We start from the raw sequence: 18,586 nt of genomic DNA on the forward strand, positions 1-18,586 counted from the left end.
AGTTTTAAGCGCGCCGTAGCAATTTTTTAATCAAACTGAGAATTTTAAATTTTAATGGCTGTGGATAATAGCGGAAGGTACCCATTTTGCGAACAATATAACCATTGAAATTTTGTTTAAAGCGGAGCACGCCGTCTGAACCGTCGAAAATTCCAGTAATACCAAGAAAATTATAAAAAGGAATACCTCGCTTGATAGCTTCTTTCATGATGTATTCTTGGAGAAGCGCTGGAGCATAAAATTTGTTAAATTCAGGATAGGAACCACTAAAGAGGTAAGTTGCCTCTTGTGGTGTGTACAGGAAAAGGCTGCCAGCCATCACTTGGTCTTCCATTCCATATTTATCTATCAATTCTTGTGCTTCGGCCTTACGTGTTTTAAAACTTTCAAATTGGCTAGAGAATTCACGCAGTTGATTGTGCTTTTTCTCCGACTGAGGATTTTTTTCTAAATCCGCTTCTAATTTTTGAATTTTTTGTCTGAGTTTTTTTTGATCATTTTGCAGATGTTGCAAATAATCTTGAAAATTAAGCGTTGCAATCATAAAGTCTGCTTGATTACCAAAAGCATCGTAGAAATCTTGGTAGTAATCTAAAGATTTGTCACTATATTCACGCCGTTCGGAAGTGGCAGAAGTGATTTCTTTGAAAATATTTAATTCATCTCGCTTCAATTTTTTTAATTGAATGCCGAAAGTATTCGCCTTTTTGACGGTTGATTTGCCATTTTTGCTGAAGGATTTGATGAGGTCTTTTTCGGTAAGACCTGCCAGATCTTTGACATAGTGCCAGTCAGGTTCCCCACCGGGATAGCCAGTCTGTAAACCATCAAATTCATAACCTAAGTCTGTCAAATCTTTTATCAATTCTGTTTTTTCGGGCGAAGTAGGTTGACCATTGCTGTCAAATGTTTGATAAGTTTCATAAGGTTTGACAATTAGCTCTAAAGCACCATTTTCTTTGGCGTAGGTCTTGAGTTCACGGTAAAAAGCTTGCAGGTCTTGAGGATTTGTTGAAACAGGGCCACAATTTATTTCCATGTGAAGTCCACCTGTCATGGGCATACTGTAGAGCACGGCTGAAACGGTTAATTCACCGTGTTTATTTGTGTGACCGACATATTGGCAAGTAAAACCGCGTTTCGCTAAGAGCTTCTCCATTTCTACCGTCTGCATAAAAGAACGTTGAGCGCAAGAAGCGCTGTGTTTTACAAATTCTTCCTGACGAAGTTGTTTGAGTGTCATGCGATTCCTTTCTTAGTGTTTGCTGCGGTATTTCTTTCTCAAAGTATAAGCAAAGTTCGAGAGATGATAGAGAGGATTAGTTGGGAGGTTAAATTCACCAACATATTCCTCAATAGTTGGATTGAACTTGGATTTGAAATGATAAAGCCCGCCGTTTAGATCGTTTTCAACTCCCCCCATATTTTGCCAATCGGCGCCACGTTCAAAGGCGTGCTTTGCGGTTTCATACCAAGTGAGGAGGGCTGGCTGGTAGCGGCGGTATTCTTCGTCCATTCCAGCATAGATATTTTCAGAGGTAGTTCCATATTCGAGAACCAAAGTTCCAGATAGAGGCACTGTTGTGACTCCTTGAGTCATTTTTTCTGCTAAGAAATCCATTTCTTCTTGCAGCCGTTTTTGTTCCTGCTTGTTGTTTTCAATTTTACCGGGCTTGGTTTTTTCAGTAAATTTGCTAGCTTCTTTTTCAGCCTTGGATTTTTGTACTTGGAGATTTTCTAGACGCTCGTTTAAATTAATACTTGCAAGTGTGATATAGGACTGCTCAGGGTAAGTATCCAGCAGTTTTTGATAATAATCTTGACCACGCAGATGGATACTTTTTCGATTTTCTGTTTTTTTCATCAAAGCAGAGAAATCGTCCAAAAGCTCTGAACCACCAAATTGGACTTGAATACCTTTGTTGCGAGCAGTGCGAATAGCTTGTCGTGTGCTTTTCGATAAAAGTTCTTCACTGAAATTATCCTTGTAAATATTTGCTTGAAAGCGTGGCTGAATGGTTTCATCCAATAATTCAGTGCGTCCAAGCCAGATAGCACCTGCTTTTTGCAAGTTGTTAATCAAATCAAGAGTTTTTGGATTATCCTGTCGTTCTTCCCCACTTTGATTTTGAACTAAGAAAAGACTAGGATCAAACTTGATAAAAAGAGCTTTTTTAGTTTTGGCAAATTTTTTTAAAGAAGTCAGAACAAAGTGTAGCAATTCCTGATCTTGATAGTCCATAATAGGACCACGCGGAATATAAAGCATGGTCATACTGAGCGGCAGTGGCTTGATGAGAATGCTAGCCGAGGCTACTAATTGATTATTTTTGTAAAAACCAATTCGTTCATTGTCCCAGTTATCTTTAACCTTTGCCCAAGAAGCGCTTTGAAGTAAGTTGGTTTGAGAACTTTGCTTAACAAAATCATCGTGTTCTTGAGCAGAGATTCCGATTTTATAAGTGTACATTAGTTTAAAACCCACTCTCTAATAGCGTATGCAACGCCTGATTCGTCATTTGATTTGGTAATGTATTTGGCGATTTTTTTCAGTTCATCAGTCCCATTTTCCATTACAACAGGATTTCCAACGACTTCTAGCATAGAACGATCATTTTCTTCGTCACCAATCGCCATAGTCTCCTCTTTTGTCAATCCTAATTTTTCTGCTAGATGCACGACTGCAGCTCCTTTGTTGACAGTTTTTTTGACAATTTCTAAGTAAAAAGGTGCAGATTTTACGAGTGTGTATTTATCGTACAATTCTTTAGGAAGTTTCGTGATTGCTTGATCCAAAATTTCTGGTTCGTCAATATACATGATTTTAACGATTTCTTTATCTATCATTTCCTCTGGAGTGCGGTAGTAGACTGGCATATTAACTAACCCAGCTTCGTAAACAGTATATTTTCCAATGTTACGGTTAGCAGTATAAATGCCGTCCTTGGTGATAGCGTGCATATGAACTCCTAGCTTGCGGCTGAGGCATTCGATGTCCAGATAATCCTCATAAGACAGGGGTTCTTTGATATATTCTTCCCCTGTGACTGTATCTTGAACCAGCCCGCCATTGAAGGTAATGACATAATTACCTGGCTCATTTAGATGTAATTCTTCGAGCAAAGTTCTCACTCCTGGAATGGGGCGTCCGGTTGCAATGACAATCTTTACTCCAGCAGCTTTGGCATCTTGTACAGCAGAAAAAACTTCTGGTGTGACTTCTCTTTTGGTGTTTAATAAGGTTCCGTCAATATCAACGGCAACTAGTTTAATACTCATGTTTGTGTGCTTCTCCATAGATAAATTGGTCATTTTTGATATACGACAAGAAAGTTTTGCTATTTTCGCTAAAAAGTCCAGCATCTTTCAGCATCTCTTTTGGGAAATAGAAACGATTGTCTCCATGTCTTGTGCCTGCTAACGATTCAACAATGGGCGACAAAGTGGATAATTCAGCAAGATTGCCATCTTTTTGCACAATTTCAATCTGCGTTCGCGGATTTTCTACATGTGGTCGATAGAAATCATACGGCAAGTCAAAATTACGATGAATGGCCGTGTAGTAGTCAGGGTTAAAGCCGACTTCTGCAACTAAATTCCGCATGATATTCAGATATTTTTCATTTTTTTCAGAGAAAATAATGGATTTAAAGACCTTACGGTTGATGAAACGCTGTGCTAAATCAGATAAAATCGTATCAGGACTCGTCATCCAAACTTGGAAATAGGTGTTCATCACACCGTCATCCAATGCTAAATAATCTTTCAAAGTCACTCTTTTTTCAAAGAAAGGAATAAGGTTGGGAGAAGAAAGCAAAAAATAGTCTTTCTGCTTTTCATAGAGAAATTTAGCTCGTTTGAGTAAATTCTGTAAGAGTACCTCCATCGCACGACTAGCTGGATGGAAATAGACCTGCATATACATTTGATAACGACTGACGACATAATCTTCTACAGCATGCATGCCGTTGCGCTTAAAAGCAATGCCATTTTTGACAGGACAAATAACGCGCAAAATCCGTGTTAAGTCAAATTGTCCATAAGAAGCACCTGTATAGTAGGAATCTCGCAAGAGATAATCCATACGATCCACATCGATTTGACTGGAAATCAACTGAACAACCTGTTTATTAGGATAAGTATGGTTGATAACACTGGCTACTTTTTCTGGAAAATCAGGTGAAACTTGAACCAGCACTTGGTTAATCTCTGTTTCAGGGCTCGTGATAATCTGGCGTGTAATTTCTTCATGGTCGGTATCAAATAAACGCTCGAAAGTATGTGAATAAGCGCCGTGACCTACATCGTGCAAGAGGGCTGTTGCCATGACTAAGAGACTTTCATGACGATTCCAAACTTCTGGATATTTTTCGTTAAAAATCTTTGTGATGCGTCTGGAAATTTCGTAGGCTCCAAGACAATGTGAAAAACGGCTGTGTTCGCCTCCATGAAAAGTATAGCCAGAAGTTCCCAGCTGTTTAATGCGGCGCAGTCGTTGAAATTCTTTAGTGTTTATTAAATCATAGATGACTTGGTGATCTACATGAATGTAATTGTGCACGGGATCACGAAATACTTTTTCAATCATGGCTCTATTATACCATAAAACAGAAGAAGACCACACTGAAAAAATTAAAGGAAAGAAAGGAAGAAATCTTTGAGATTTTCTGATAAAATAGAAAAGAAAAGCAGTAGATGAGGAGCTTATAGTGTGAAGATTAGAATCAAAAATCAGATACAGTTTGATGAACAAGTAGAACAAATTGATCAAACTTATGACGGAGAATGGCAGAAAAAGGGAGCTTATCATTACTTGCGTTTTGAAAATGAAGAGAATGAAAATGTTGTTTTGAAGTTTCAGGATGAAGAACTAGTCATGACACGCTTCTCTACTCCTAAATCTTTGATGCGGTTTATCAAAGGAGGAGAAGCTTTGATTGGAATTCCCACACCGGTCGGCATACAACAATTTATCACAAAAACAAGTCATTACCAGGTTGATTTGAAAAAGCAGACACTTGAACTGCATTATCAATTGAGAACACCTGATGGCGGTCGAACTTTTGCGGATTATCAAATGGAAATTTCGTGGAGGTAGAAAGTGATGGGAAGAATCCTTTTTAGTTTAGTAATAGCGGCTATTTTTATTCTCAGCAGATTTATTTGGTTTTTATAACAAGACAAAGCTTAATATGTTCTTTGACCTAACAGGGACACTTGTCATAGCGATTATTTTATTTATTGCGTCTTATTCTTTGCTGGGCAAAATAGATAGAAATTGAACTTTTTTGCTTGAAAAAATTGAAGAATTTGATATAATAAAAACACTCAAGGGAGTAGCTAGCGGGATATCCGTTACAAGGTCGTCAATACGAAAGCAATTTCCGGCCTTGTATGAAACAGCGAGACTTGTTACAGCAAACAGGTCTCTTTTTGTTTGTCAAAAAGAGATTAAAGGAGGAACTATTTTGTCGAAAGAACAAAAGCGCCAAGCGTTTTATACGCAAAGTTCGGAAGAAGTTTTAAAGAATTTGGAAACTTCTAATCAGGGTTTAACAAGCAATGAAGCTACTAAGCGTTTAGATGAGTATGGTCGCAATGAACTAGATGAAGGAGAAAAAAAATCCCTTCTGATGAAATTCGTTGAGCAATTCAAGGATTTGATGATTCTCATTTTGCTGATTGCTGCTATTCTTTCAGTTGTGACTTCAGGTGGTGAAGATATTGCAGATGCGATTATTATCCTAGCTGTGGTCATTATTAATGCCATTTTTGGAGTTTACCAAGAAGGCAAGGCAGAAGAAGCAATTGAAGCACTCAAATCTATGTCTAGCCCAGCTGCGCGTGCGCTGCGTGACGGGCATGTGACAGAAGTGGATTCTAAGGAATTAGTTCCAGGAGACATCGTTATACTGGAAGCTGGTGATGTGGTACCTGCTGATATGCGTCTTTTGGAAGCGAACACGTTGAAAATCGAAGAAGCAGCTCTGACTGGTGAATCTGTTCCTGTTGAAAAACATCTGACTGATGATGTAGCTGCGGATGCAGGACTGGGTGACCGCATCAATATGGCTTTCCAAAATTCAAATGTTACGTATGGACGGGGAATGGGTGTAGTTGTCAATACAGGTATGTATACGGAAGTTGGTCATATTGCTGGTATGCTTCAAAACGCTGATGAAACAGATACTCCACTCAAGCAAAATCTAAATGGTCTGTCAAAAGTGCTCACCTATGCGATTTTAATTATTGCAGCTATCACTTTTGTGGTTGGTGTATTTATTCAAGGAAAAGATCCACTGGGCGAATTGATGACATCAGTCGCACTTGCTGTTGCAGCGATTCCAGAGGGGCTTCCTGCTATTGTAACCATTGTCTTGGCACTTGGTACCCAAGTTTTGGCGAAGAGAAATTCTATTGTTAGAAAGCTTCCTGCAGTTGAAACGCTTGGCTCTACTGAAATTATTGCTTCTGATAAGACTGGTACGTTAACTATGAACAAAATGACAGTTGAGAAAGTCTTCTATGATGGTAGCTTGCACGAAGCAAAACAGGCTATTGAGCTTGGGCTCGACTTGCCTTTGCTACGCTCGGTTGTACTTGCTAATGACACTAAAATCGACCAAGAGGGGAAACTCATTGGTGACCCAACAGAAACAGCCTTTGTTCAGTATGCACTTGATAAGGGCTATGATGTTAAAGCTTTCTTAGAGCAATATCCTCGTGTAGCGGAGTTGCCGTTTGACTCGACCCGTAAGCTCATGTCAACTATTCATCCTTTGCCGGACGGTAGATTTTTGGTTGCTGTAAAAGGTGCGCCAGATCAACTCTTAAAACGTTGTGTGTCTCGTGACAAGGCAGGAACTATTGCGCAGATTGATGAGGCAACGACTCAGCTGATTAAAGATAATAATTCAGGTATGGCTCATCAAGCCTTGCGCGTGTTGGCTGGCGCCTACAAAATTATTGATGAAATCCCAGAAAACTTAACGTCTGAAAATCTTGAAAATGATTTAATTTTCACAGGTATGATTGGAATGATTGACCCTGAGCGTCTAGAAGCAGCAGAAGCCGTTCGCGTTGCCAAGGAAGCAGGGATTCGTCCAATTATGATTACGGGTGACCACCAAGCTACGGCGGAAGCCATTGCCAAACGTCTAGGAATTATCAATGATGATAGTAAAGACCATGTCATGACTGGTGCCGAGCTTAACGAATTGTCAGACGAAGAGTTTGAAAAAGTTGTTGGTCATTATTCTGTCTATGCGCGCGTATCACCTGAGCATAAAGTACGGATTGTCAAAGCATGGCAACATCAGGGGAAAGTTGTTGCTATGACCGGTGATGGTGTCAATGATGCACCAGCCCTGAAGACAGCCGATATCGGTATTGGAATGGGGATTACAGGTACAGAAGTTTCGAAAGGTGCTTCTGATATGATTTTGGCTGATGATAACTTTGCAACGATTATCGTGGCTGTTGAAGAAGGCCGTAAAGTCTTCTCTAACATTCAAAAGACGATTCAATATTTGCTTTCGGCCAATACGGCAGAAGTTTTGACTATTTTCCTAGCAACTCTTTTTGGTTGGGATGTGCTGCAGCCGGTTCACCTACTTTGGATTAATTTAGTGACAGATACTTTCCCTGCCATTGCTCTGGGGGTTGAACCTGCTGAGCCAGGTGTGATGACGCATAAACCGCGTGGTCGCAAGTCTAGCTTCTTCTCAGGTGGTGTCATGAGCTCGATTATTTATCAAGGATTCTTGCAAGGTGCTTTGGTACTTGGTGTTTATGCTTATGCATTGATGAATCCTGTTCATGTTGGGGATATGAGAGCCATTCATGCAGACGCATTAACTATGTCTTTTGCAACGCTTGGATTAATTCAGCTCTTCCACGCTTTTAATGTGAAATCTGTTTATCAATCACTTCTAACAGTCGGGCCATTCAAGTCTAAAACCTTTAATTGGTCTATCTTGGTCTCCTTTATCTTGTTGGCTTCTACTATTTTGATTGAGCCACTAGAAGGAATTTTTCATGTGACAAAATTGGATCTTTCACAATGGACAGCAGTCCTTATTGGCAGTTTTTCAATGATTATCATTGTAGAAATTGTCAAATTTATCCAACGCAAACTTGGCTTTGATCAGAATGCTATTTAAGAAGAGTCTGGGACAATAGTCCCTTTGCTACAAAAAAAGCAACGGATTTGCCGTTGCTTTTTGCATGGTTGCGATAGTCTTGGTAAAATAGAATTGCCCAATAAACCATTTAGAAAGGCTATCCCATGCATATTCACTATAACACAAATCAAACAACTTTACCACTAGAAATCAGTTCTTTCTTGCCACAAGACCATCTCGTCTTTACTATTGAAAAAGTGGTGAATGCCTTGGAGGATCGTCACTTCCACACGTTCTATCATAACTTTGGTCGCCCGTCTTATCACCCTAAAATGCTTTTAGCCGCTCTACTATTTGCCTACTCGCAAGGGATTTTCTCTGGACGAAAAATCGAAAAAATGATGATTGAAAATCTGGCTATGCAGTACCTAACAGGACAGTTGGTTGTCAGCTACCGCACTATCAATCGATTTCGAGTCGCTAAAGGGATGGAAGACCTCATTCGTGATCTTTTCATTGACCTCAATCTTCGTTTAAAAATGGAAGAGTTAGTGACCTTAGATTGTCTGTTTATTGACGGGACTAAGATTGAAGCCAACGCTAACAAGTATAGTTTCGTGTGGAAAAAGGCCACAGACAAGTTTTCCGTCAAACTTCAAGAACAGATACAGGTCTATTTTCAAGAAGAAATCACTCCCCTTATCCATCAGGCCATTAGGCTGGACGAAGAAGAACCGATTGCTTCAGAGCAGTTGATTGAATTCGCTCAAGTCCTCGAAGAAGAATTGGAAAAACTGAACCAAGACATTGAGGAGACACCCGTTAAAGGAAAGGATGAACGTAAAACTCAACGTCGGAAACTCAAGAAAGTCCTGCGTAAAGTCAAGGATGATTTTTCAGTACGTGCTGAAAAATATGAAGGCTACCAAGAGACATTTGAAGGGCGTAACAGCTTTTCCAAAACAGATACAGATGCCACTTTTATGCGGATGAAAGAAGACCACATGAAGAATGGTCAACTCAAGGCTGCTTACAATCTTCAAATCGCTACTGAAAATCAATTTGTTCTTCATTATGATGTCTTCTCAAATCCGACAGATACCAAGACTCTCCTGCCATTCCTTGAAACTTATCCACATGACTTGAAGACCGTTGTCGCAGATGCCGGCTATGGAAGTGAAGAGAACCTCCTTCGTTTAGATGAAAATGAGGTGAACCATCTGATTAAATATGCCATGTTTGATCAGGAACAGAAGAAAGGGTATAAACAGTCGGCTAGAAACTTAGCGAATTGGTACTATGATGACAAGGAGGATAGCTACACTCATCCTGATGGCTGGTGCTATCGTTTTCATCATATCAAACATCAGAAAACACAGACGGACTTTCAACAGGAAATCAAGGTTTACTACGCTGATGAACCTAAATCAGCCCCTCAAAAGGGACTATATATCAACGAACGTTATCAACACTTAAAAGCTAAAGAATGCCAAGCGCTTTTATCTCCCGAAGGTAGACAGATTTTCAATCAACGTAAGATTGATGTGGAACCTGTCTTTGGGCAGATAAAGGCTTATTTGGGTTACAAGAGATGTAACCTAAGAGGCAAGCGTCAGGTGAAAATTGACATGGGTTTAGTGCTCATGGCCAATAATCTCCTTAAATACAATAAGAGAACGACTCAAACTTAAAAAGCTAGAGTTCCATAATTGGGAATCTCTAGCTTTTTTGTGACTGAGAACTATTTTGTCTCAGACTCAATAATCTAATTGAAAAGGAAAGATATGGAAAAAATACTAAAAGAAAAATTAGCACAGGATATGCTGATTTATCAACAAGAAGAAATCCTTTGGATGTTAGATCATATTGGTCATCCAAATTATAAAATACGAGATGACTTAATCTTTGTTTCTCTAGCCAGAGCCATACAAGAACAGTTATTTACAAAGGACCAGTTTGATTTTGTAGTGGTTGAAGCTCTTAAACGACAGGGACTTTTGTATAAAAAGGAAGAAGTTGGTCAGGCTACTCTGATTCGATCTTTTACGGCTTTATTATTCGCTAATTTGCTAAATGCAGATGCTAAGAAAAATTCACTTTATTTTAAAAGACTTTCTAGTCATCAAAGAATGGCTCTATTTGAACAAGGTCTGTCTTATTTATTGTATGAAAATGATAGTACTGGTTATTCTGAAGAATATGGTTGGGTGCATGCCTTTGCTCATGGTGCAGATCTTTTAGTTGAGATTATCTGTCATCCAGATTTTCCTATAACACGAGTAAATGAGGTTCTTCAAGTATTAGAAAAGATTTTTAAAAGAGTGGATTGGCGCTTTATTAGTGATGAGAATGGCGTTTGGCACGAGTAATCTATCAAGCTGTTTTAAATGAGAGACTCTCACAAACCAGAGTTGCGGTTTGGTTAACTTCACTTAGCTTTCCGTTAGAAAACTCAATAGACTTCATACAGTTTTCCAATGTTCGTTCGTGCTTATTAGAAATTTATCTCCAATTAAATAAAGAAAAAGTTCTTGCAGACGAGCTGAGAGAAGCCATTCACTTATTTTCGTACTAGATTTTAAAAGAGATAAGTGTAGCTACAATTTCTTCGTTAAAGTGCTTCTTCTTGTATTTTAAAAAAAGAGATAGGAACGATTGTCGTCAAAAATCATAGGAATTTTTAAGTTTTTTAGTATAAAATTGAGGTAAAGAGGAGGGATAAAAGATAGTCAAATTAGTGGCATTTGATGCGGATGATACATTCCTGTGCTTTGACAATACCTATGATGTGAAGTATTTCGAGAAAATTTATCGAATGTTGCAAGATAAAGATATTAAAGTAGTTGTCATCTCAGGTAATCAATATGCCCAACTGGCTTCGTTTTTTCCAAAAGATCAGTTCCACAAGAGATAATGGCTTTTGGAGACGGTGGAAATGACCTAGAAAAGCTAGCTTATGTAGAGCAGGCTATGCGATGAAAAACGAATCTGAAATAGTAAAGAGAGTAGCAAAGTATCAAGCACCAGGTAATCAAGAATCAGGTGTTTTAGAAGTTCTTGAGCGAGAAATTGCAAAGTAGAACACTACCATACAGATCATTTCGGTATATCTATCTTCTTAATATTTTTCTTCAGCCAGCAACCTATCTAACAATCATGTAACAAAGAACGAAATTTCTTGATTACAACTTAGAAATTTTATACAATAACTATTATGGGGTTCTGTCAGAAATTAGAAAAAAATACTGACTTGTGATATAATAAAACGATATGTGAAAAGAGGTAGATATGGACATTTCAGAAATTCGTCAAAAAATTGACGCAAATCGTGAAAAATTAGCTTCTTTCAGGGGGTCTCTTTGACTTAGAAGGTCTGGAAGAAGAAATTGCTATCTTAGAAAATAAGATGACAGAACCTGACTTTTGGGATGACAACATTGCAGCTCAAAAGACATCTCAGGAGCTCAATCAACTCAAGCAAACCTATAATAACTTTCAGCAAATGACTGATTTGTTTGATGAACTAGAAATTTTGCTGGATTTCTTAGCTGAAGATACATCTGTTCAAGAAGAACTAGAAGAAAAGCTAGTTGAATTGGACAAGATGATGGCAAGTTATGAGATGACCTTGCTTTTATCAGAACCTTATGATAACAACAATGCTATCCTTGAAATTCACCCAGGTTCAGGAGGAACAGAAGCTCAAGATTGGGGAGATATGTTGCTTCGTATGTATACACGCTTTGGCAATGCTCATGGTTTCAAGGTTGAAGTTTTGGATTATCAAGCGGGGGACGAAGCGGGAATTAAGTCTGTTACCTTGTCTTTTGAAGGGCCTCATGCTTATGGTTTGTTGAAATCTGAAATGGGGGTTCATCGATTAGTGCGGATTTCTCCGTTTGATTCAGCTAAGCGTCGGCACACTTCCTTTACATCGGTAGAAGTCATGCCGGAGTTAGATGATACGATTGAAATTGAAGTTCGAGATGAAGACATCAAGATGGATACTTTTCGTTCAGGTGGTGCTGGTGGACAAAATGTCAATAAAGTTTCGACGGGGGTGCGTTTGACGCATATACCGACAGGAATTGTGACACAATCAACGGTTGACCGTACACAATATGGAAACCGTGATCGGGCAATGAAGTTGCTTCAAGCCAAGCTCTATCAAATGGAGCAAGAAAAGAAAGCAGCAGAAGTAGATTCGCTCAAAGGAGATAAAAAAGAGATCTCTTGGGGAAGTCAAATCCGCTCCTATGTTTTTACACCTTACACTATGGTTAAAGATCATCGAACTAGTTACGAAGTAGCTCAAGTTGATAAAGTTATGGATGGTGATTTAGATGGCTTCATAGATGCCTACTTGAAATGGCGGTTGAACTAAAAAGAAGGCTTTTATCAAAGAAAGTGTCATTTTAGTAACTTGAGTATTTAATGAAAGGACTCTTTGCAATATATGTCAATTATTGAAATGAGAGATGTTGTCAAAAAATATGACAACGGGACAACAGCCTTGCGTGGTGTGTCCATCAAAGTGGAACCAGGAGAATTCACCTACATTGTAGGACCTTCTGGAGCTGGGAAATCAACTTTTATTCGATTATTGTATCGTGAAGTGAAAGTTGATAAGGGAAGTCTGCAAGTTGCTGGCTTTAATCTTGCTAAAATTAAAAAACGTGATATTCCAATGTTGCGTCGTAATGTTGGCGTCGTTTTCCAAGATTATAAATTGCTACCCAAAAAGACGGTGTATGAAAATATCGCTTACGCCATGGAAGTTATCGGTGAGCGTCGTCGCAATATTAAAAAGCGTGTTATGGAAGTGCTAGATTTAGTTGGTTTGAAACATAAAGTTCGCTCTTTTCCAAATGAGCTATCTGGTGGTGAGCAACAACGGATTGCGATTGCACGAGCTATTGTCAATAATCCAAAGGTTCTAATCGCTGATGAACCAACAGGAAATTTGGATCCGGATAATTCATGGGAAATCATGAATCTTCTGGAACGAATTAACCTTCAAGGAACAACTGTTTTAATGGCCACTCATAATAGCCAAATTGTAAATACTTTGCGTCACCGCGTTATTGCCATCGAAAATGGTCGTGTGGTGCGTGATGAAGCAAAAGGAGAATACGGATACGATGAATAGTAGATTTTTAAGTCACCTGCTAGAATCGCTTAAAAGTTTAAAGCGCAATGGTTGGATGACGGTTGCTGCAGTCAGCTCCGTGATGATTACGCTGGGATTAGTTGCAATCTTTGTGTCAGTCATTTTAAATACAGCGAAGCTAGCAACAGATATTGAAAATAATGTGCGGGTCATGGTCTATATGCGTCCAGATACGGCAGATAATAAAGAGACGATTACAAAAGAAGGCCAAAAAGTTAAAAATGAGGATTATCATAAGGTTTATGATGCTCTTAATAAAATGGCCAATGTCAAATCTGTTACATTTTCTAGCAAAGAAGAACAATTAAAGAAATTAACGGAAGTCATGGGAAAAGATTGGAAACTCTTTGAAGGAGACGCCAATCCTTTGCATGATGCCTATATCGTGGATACGACAGAACCGAAGTATGTTACTTCTGTCGCAAATAATGCGAAGAAGATTGAAGGAGTTTCTGAGGTCGAATACGGTGGAGCCAATACAAAACGTATTTTTGCTCTGGCTAATTTTATTCGTACGTGGGGTATTGTAGGAGCACTCCTCTTAGTCTTTATTGCTGTTTTCTTAATTTCAAATACTATTCGAATTACGATTATTTCACGCAGTCGTGAAATCCAAATCATGCGTCTGGTAGGTGCGAAAAACAGTTATATTCGAGGACCGTTCTTACTAGAAGGAGCTTGGATTGGCTTACTTGGAGCGGTTGTTCCAGCTGGATTAGTTTATTTTGTTTATGAAGTAGCTTATAAATCGTTCAATCCATCACTTGCCAGTCAGAATCTCTCAATGATTGTACCGCAAACCTTTATTCCATTGATGATTGCCTTCCTTTTTGTCGTAGGAATCATTATTGGCTCATTTGGATCAGTTCTGTCTATGAGACGATTCTTGAGGATTTAGTAGAAAACAATAATAAAAAGCCTGTTTAGGGCTTTTTTCATTGTAAAAATGGATTAAACATTTTTTCGTGAACAATGGTAGTCTGAGAACCATGACCGGGATAAACATCATAATTAGGCAAGGTCAGCAATTCTTCTTTAATGCCAGCAATGAGTTGTTCCAAGTTTCCAGTATAGAGATCCGTTCGACCGATTGCTTCACAAAATAAGGCATCACCAGTTAAAACAAAACGCTCGTTAGGAAAGACAATTGAAACGCCACCGATTGAATGTCCGGGTGTTGGTACGACATAAAAATAAAAATCATCTAAGCTGTAAGAATTATGATAATTATAGAAAACATCGGCAGGTTGGAGGATGATGTCGTCAATATCTTGGTGACGCTCTAGTCCAGATAGATTATACTCCGGACTATAGAGCCAAGTAGCTTCGCTTTCAGCGACATAGACAGGTGGATTGCTAAACTGTTGACGAACTAAATCAACACTCATAATATGGTCGTAATGGGTATGAGTCAGTAAAATAGCTGTAATTGGCTTATTGATTTCTTGGATTTTTGCTGCAATTTTCTCCCAGTCGCTACCCGGATCAACTACGATAAGATGATGCTCGTTTTCTAAATAATAAGTATTTTCGTATGCTTGAGAATTTAAAGTTTTATGAATTGTTATCATGAGATCTCCCTTCCTTTCATAGTTTAACAAAAAATGTGAGAAATGACACAAAAGAAATATTACTTTATTCGTCAAAAGAAAATAAGACATAAAACGTGATACGAAATAGTTGGATTTATGGTATAATTTTTCTAGTATGACACAAGAAAAAAGAAAATATGCTGTGGTAGATTTGGAGGCGACCAGTGCCAGTAGCAATGCAAAGATTATCCAAGTCGGAATTGTGATTATTGAAAATAGTCAAATTGTCAAAACGTATGAAACCGATGTGAATCCTCATGAAAAGTTGACTTCTCATATTCGCCAATTAACAGGATTGACAGATAAGCGATTGAGAAAGGCGCCAGACTTTTCTCAAGTGGCTCGTGAGATATATGAGTTGATTGAAGATGCCATTTTTGTGGCTCATAATGTGAAATTTGATGCCAATTTACTTGCAGAAGCCCTTTTTTGGGAAGGGTTTGAATTGGTGACTCCGAGGGTAGATACAGTAGAACTTGCACAAGTCTTTTTCCCGATGTTTGAAAAATACAATCTAGGAATATTATGTGAACAGTTAGACATCCCTTTAAAACATGCACATACAGCGATTGCGGATGCTTCAGCAACTGCTACCTTATTTTTAAAAATACAGGAGAAAATCCAAAAACTTCCAAAAGAGTTAGTGGAATATTTGTTAACTTTTTCCAATAGTTTGATTTATGAATCACGTTTGGCAATAGAGGATGCTTTTGATCACATGTCGGATTTCACTTGCCATGATTTGGTAAAGCGGCAGGGGATTTTTCTTAGAAAAAGTAAAAAGATTAAAAAAGCAAGGAAATTATCCAAAAATTTCCAACACAATATCAATTTGTTGGCTTTAGAGGAACGAAAAGAACAAGATGAGTTTGCCCATGCGGTAGAACAGGCTTTAAAAAGTCATCAATCAAGCTTTTTACAAGCTCAGACGGGGTTAGGAAAGACCTATGGTTACTTACTTCCAGCTTTAGGTCAAACGAGCAAGCAAATCTTGGTGACGGTTCCTACGAAAGTATTGCAGGATCAGATTGTGGCAAATGAAGGACAGAACTTAGAACAAATTTTTCATATTTCTCTTCATAGCTTAAAAAGTCCTGCCAATTATTTGAAACTTGACTTCTTTTATGATAGTTTGCAACAAGTAGATGATAATCGTCTGGTCAATCGTTGCAAAATGTTACTTTTAGTTTGGCTTACAGAAACAGAATCGGGTGATCTGGATGAAATTGGCCAACGACATCGTTATCAGACTTATTTACAACAGGTTCTTCACGACGGGAAATTGAGCAAAAAATCTCATTTTTGGGATACAGATTTTTGGCAAAAAGGTCAAGAAAAATCGAAGCGTAGTCGTGTGTTAGTGACGAATCATGCCTATTTTTTGAAGCGGTTAGAAGATGATAAGTCAATTGTAGAAAATCGGCTTTTGATTGTGGATGAAGCGCAGAAGTTGTTTTTAGCTTTGGAAAATCTATCTCGAAAATCACTTAATATGACAAAATGTTTGCAGCAGATTCAATTGGAACTAAAAGAAGTAAATACTATCTTAGAACGCCGTTTGTTAGAGGATATCCAATTTGAGTTAGCTCATGCAATAGAACAATTCCAACGCTACAGAAAAAATGAACTGGCAAAGGAAACTTGTTCTAAACTTCGACAAGACTTGTCAGAGATAAATACCTCCTCTCTTTCTGACTTACGCGCTATTTTCGCTACAAAATATGACCAGTTCTGGTTAAAAGAGGAGCGATTTGATGATTATCGAGTGACAATGTTGGAAGCTGCTTGCTTAGAAATGCTAGATTTTAGAGCCTTGCTACCCGAAGAAGTTCAAGTCTTGTTCGTTTCGGCTACACTGGAAATCAGCAAAAAAGTGCATTTGGCTCATTTACTTGGTTTTGAACATGCACCATTTTATCAGTTGCCACAAAAGCAGAAATATCAGCAGAAAATATGGCTGGATAAGAATTTTCCAAATGTTGTAGAGTTGGATATAGATATTTATGCAGATTTGATTGTTAAATGGGTACATAAGTTGGCTACTCAAGGGGTTCCTCTCCTCGTTTTGTTTACATCAAAATCGTTACTACTGGCTGTTTCAGAACGCTTGCGTCTTCCTCATTTAGCCCAGTATAAGAATGGTGAAGCCGCTAATATTAAACGACGTTTTGATAGAGGGGAAAGTAGTATTTTACTAGGAGCGGGTAGCTTTTGGGAAGGGACAGATTTTTCTAGTCAGAAACAAATGATTGAAGTTATTACGCGAATCCCTTTTGATAATCCGAGTGATTTCTTTACGCAGAAGCTCAATCGCAAATTGCGGCAAGAAGGTAAGAATCCTTTTTATGATTATAGCTTACCTGTTGCGATTTTACGGATAAAACAGGCTTTAGGACGTACAATTCGACACCAAGAGCAGCAATCAGCAGTCGTTATTTTAGACAATCGCATTTTAACCAAACGATATGGACGCCAAATTCAAACAGCTCTGGAAAAAGTTGCTCCACTATCCATCACAAGTATGAAACAAATTCCAAAAGAGATGGAGCAATTTTTGAAGAAGGAAACGATGTAACTTCAATTTATGAATGACTCAGTTCAAAGTAAACTGAGTTTTTTTGTTAAAAATACTGATTTTCTCTGCTGCTAGTTTTAAATTTTGTTATAATAGAAACACAAAGAAAGAAGGTTCAATATGTATCAAAAATATCTTCCAGGGATTGGTTTTGCTTTTGTATTAGCGGCAGTAGCAACCGTCTTGGGAAATTTCTTTCCCTTGATTGGCTCCAGCGTTTTTGCCATTCTTTTGGGAATTTTAGCCAATAATCTTTTTCATATAAAAAAGACTTATCATGCTGGTTTAGCTTATTCAGGTAAGAAATTACTGCAATATTCCATTATTTTGCTGGGGTTCAGCATGTCCATTGGTCGTGTCTCTGCTACGGGTATTTCCTCATTAAAGATTAGTATTTTAACGATTCTCATCGCCTTTCTTTCAGCTTATGTGGTAGGTCGTTTGTTGGGGATGGGTAAAGTTTTAACCACTTTGATTGGGTTCGGGACTGCTATTTGTGGTGGTTCTGCCATTGCAGCAGCCTCACCGATTTTAGAAGCAAAAGATGAAGACATCGCTTTATCTATTTCAACAATTTTTTTCTTTAACATTTTAGCAGTTTTTATTTTCCCATTTTTAGGGCATCTGATGCATATGAATAATGCAACTTTTGGAACTTGGGCAGGAACCGCTATCAATGATACATCATCTGTTGTAGCAGCAGGATACACTTACAGTCAGTCGGCGGGAGATTTGGCAACGATTGTCAAACTAAGTCGTGCTTTGATGATTGTACCAGCCTGTCTCATCTTTGCAGGAGTCCGATATATACGCTCACAAAACAGTCATCAAAAAGTTGATTTAAAGAAAATTTTCCCGTGGTTTATTCTGTGGTTTGTCGTGGCATCCATTGTTACTAGTGTGGGGATTTTTCCAAGTTCATTTGTTCCTGCAACGAAGTTCTTGTCACAATGGCTCATGGCAATGGCTCTTGCTGGGATTGGGGCGAGAGTATCCTTTGGACAATTTAGAAAAGCAGGTGTAGCACCGTTGGTAACAGGTGCCTTTGCTTGGTTTGCAGTTGCTGCATCTAGCTTAATTATTCAATACTTTTTCTCGTAAAAGTTTTTGATGTTTATTACGTATG

The 18,586-nt window shown here is 38.4% G+C and carries 14 protein-coding genes and 1 pseudogene; 10 read left to right on the forward strand and 5 right to left on the reverse strand.

The annotated features are described in order from the left end of the window. Nucleotides 1–4: 4 nt before the first annotated feature. The 4 genes from SCSC_RS02910 to SCSC_RS02925 are packed head-to-tail and all read right to left on the reverse strand — an operon-like array spanning nt 5 to nt 4,588. On the reverse strand, nt 5–1,243 hold the full coding sequence (locus tag SCSC_RS02910; protein ID WP_006270168.1) for an aminoacyltransferase: 1,239 nt from the start codon (nt 1,241–1,243) through the stop codon (nt 5–7). 12 nt (nt 1,244–1,255) lie between these two features. Further along, on the reverse strand, nt 1,256–2,470 hold the full coding sequence (locus tag SCSC_RS02915; RefSeq protein WP_006270165.1) for an aminoacyltransferase: 1,215 nt from the start codon (nt 2,468–2,470) through the stop codon (nt 1,256–1,258). Continuing rightward, nucleotides 2,470–3,279 carry a sugar-phosphatase gene (gene yidA / locus SCSC_RS02920; protein WP_006270131.1) on the reverse strand — a complete coding sequence of 270 codons (810 nt, stop codon included), beginning with the start codon at nt 3,277–3,279 and terminating at the stop codon, nt 2,470–2,472. The genes SCSC_RS02915 and yidA overlap by 1 nt, the downstream gene beginning before the upstream one ends. After that, on the reverse strand, nt 3,269–4,588 hold the full coding sequence (locus SCSC_RS02925) for an HD domain-containing protein (RefSeq protein ID WP_003025361.1): 1,320 nt from the start codon (nt 4,586–4,588) through the stop codon (nt 3,269–3,271). Before SCSC_RS02925 ends, yidA begins: the two co-directional genes overlap by 11 nt. Before the next feature lie 123 nt (nt 4,589–4,711). Here SCSC_RS02925 and SCSC_RS02930 point away from each other — a divergent pair, with 123 nt between their 5' ends. The 8 genes and pseudogenes from SCSC_RS02930 to ftsX all read left to right on the forward strand — a co-directional run bounded on the left by SCSC_RS02930 (nt 4,712) and on the right by ftsX (nt 14,191). After that, nucleotides 4,712–5,098 carry a YwiB family protein gene (locus SCSC_RS02930; RefSeq protein WP_003025360.1) on the forward strand — a complete coding sequence of 129 codons (387 nt, stop codon included), beginning with the start codon at nt 4,712–4,714 and terminating at the stop codon, nt 5,096–5,098. Nucleotides 5,099–5,468: 370 nt separating this feature from the next. Then, nucleotides 5,469–8,162 carry a cation-translocating P-type ATPase gene (locus SCSC_RS02935; protein WP_006270128.1) on the forward strand — a complete coding sequence of 898 codons (2,694 nt, stop codon included), beginning with the start codon at nt 5,469–5,471 and terminating at the stop codon, nt 8,160–8,162. A gap of 125 nt (nt 8,163–8,287) precedes the next feature. Continuing rightward, entirely contained in the window at nt 8,288–9,814 is a 1,527-nt protein-coding gene (locus tag SCSC_RS02940) for an IS1182 family transposase (RefSeq protein ID WP_115342911.1), read from the forward strand. A 93-nt stretch (nt 9,815–9,907) separates the two neighbouring features. Continuing rightward, a pseudogene (locus tag SCSC_RS02945) lies at nt 9,908–10,698 on the forward strand (DUF2785 domain-containing protein). A gap of 400 nt (nt 10,699–11,098) precedes the next feature. Then, a complete protein-coding gene (locus tag SCSC_RS02950; RefSeq protein ID WP_003069829.1) occupies nt 11,099–11,203 on the forward strand; it encodes a hypothetical protein in 105 nt (34 codons plus the stop codon). Nucleotides 11,204–11,411: 208 nt separating this feature from the next. Then, nucleotides 11,412–12,507 (forward strand): peptide chain release factor 2 gene (gene prfB, locus SCSC_RS02955; protein WP_100207684.1). Its coding sequence is split into 2 segments (ribosomal slippage): nt 11,412–11,483 and nt 11,485–12,507, totalling 1,095 coding nucleotides; the frame shifts between segments, so codons are not numbered across the junction. 72 nt (nt 12,508–12,579) lie between these two features. Beyond that, on the forward strand, nt 12,580–13,272 hold the full coding sequence (gene ftsE / locus SCSC_RS02960; RefSeq protein ID WP_003069826.1) for a cell division ATP-binding protein FtsE: 693 nt from the start codon (nt 12,580–12,582) through the stop codon (nt 13,270–13,272). Beyond that, a complete protein-coding gene (gene ftsX / locus SCSC_RS02965; protein WP_003069824.1) occupies nt 13,265–14,191 on the forward strand; it encodes a permease-like cell division protein FtsX in 927 nt (308 codons plus the stop codon). The genes ftsE and ftsX overlap by 8 nt, the downstream gene beginning before the upstream one ends. 37 nt (nt 14,192–14,228) lie before the next feature. Here the strand turns inward: ftsX and SCSC_RS02970 are convergent, their stop codons facing one another. After that, nucleotides 14,229–14,864, reverse strand: coding sequence for an MBL fold metallo-hydrolase (locus SCSC_RS02970; protein ID WP_003069821.1), 636 nt, complete (start codon nt 14,862–14,864; stop codon nt 14,229–14,231). Nucleotides 14,865–15,000: 136 nt separating this feature from the next. Here SCSC_RS02970 and SCSC_RS02975 point away from each other — a divergent pair, with 136 nt between their 5' ends. Next, nucleotides 15,001–17,460, forward strand: a complete 2,460-nt coding sequence (locus SCSC_RS02975; RefSeq protein ID WP_006269921.1) for a bifunctional DnaQ family exonuclease/ATP-dependent helicase — start codon at nt 15,001–15,003, stop codon at nt 17,458–17,460. 120 nt (nt 17,461–17,580) lie between these two features. Next, nucleotides 17,581–18,561 (forward strand): YeiH family protein, encoded by a 981-nt coding sequence (locus SCSC_RS02980; protein ID WP_006269936.1) that lies wholly within the window; start codon nt 17,581–17,583, stop codon nt 18,559–18,561. The last annotated feature ends 25 nt before the right edge of the window (nt 18,562–18,586 follow it).

The organism is Streptococcus constellatus subsp. constellatus, from assembly GCF_023167545.1.
In the GTDB taxonomy this organism is placed as follows: Bacteria; Bacillota; Bacilli; order Lactobacillales; family Streptococcaceae; genus Streptococcus; species Streptococcus constellatus.

What these genes read in the sequence shown, in the direction of transcription:
- SCSC_RS02910 (WP_006270168.1), bottom strand. Translation starts at nt 1,243, where the DNA reads ATGACACTCAAACAACTTCGTCAGGAAGAATTTGTAAAACACAGCGCT.
- SCSC_RS02915 (WP_006270165.1), bottom strand. Translation starts at nt 2,470, where the DNA reads ATGTACACTTATAAAATCGGAATCTCTGCTCAAGAACACGATGATTTT.
- yidA (WP_006270131.1), bottom strand. Translation starts at nt 3,279, where the DNA reads ATGAGTATTAAACTAGTTGCCGTTGATATTGACGGAACCTTATTAAAC.
- SCSC_RS02925 (WP_003025361.1), bottom strand. Translation starts at nt 4,588, where the DNA reads ATGATTGAAAAAGTATTTCGTGATCCCGTGCACAATTACATTCATGTA.
- SCSC_RS02940 (WP_115342911.1), top strand. Translation starts at nt 8,288, where the DNA reads ATGCATATTCACTATAACACAAATCAAACAACTTTACCACTAGAAATC.
- SCSC_RS02950 (WP_003069829.1), top strand. Translation starts at nt 11,099, where the DNA reads ATGAAAAACGAATCTGAAATAGTAAAGAGAGTAGCAAAGTATCAAGCA.
- ftsE (WP_003069826.1), top strand. Translation starts at nt 12,580, where the DNA reads ATGTCAATTATTGAAATGAGAGATGTTGTCAAAAAATATGACAACGGG.
- ftsX (WP_003069824.1), top strand. Translation starts at nt 13,265, where the DNA reads ATGAATAGTAGATTTTTAAGTCACCTGCTAGAATCGCTTAAAAGTTTA.
- SCSC_RS02970 (WP_003069821.1), bottom strand. Translation starts at nt 14,864, where the DNA reads ATGATAACAATTCATAAAACTTTAAATTCTCAAGCATACGAAAATACT.
- SCSC_RS02975 (WP_006269921.1), top strand. Translation starts at nt 15,001, where the DNA reads ATGACACAAGAAAAAAGAAAATATGCTGTGGTAGATTTGGAGGCGACC.
- SCSC_RS02980 (WP_006269936.1), top strand. Translation starts at nt 17,581, where the DNA reads ATGTATCAAAAATATCTTCCAGGGATTGGTTTTGCTTTTGTATTAGCG.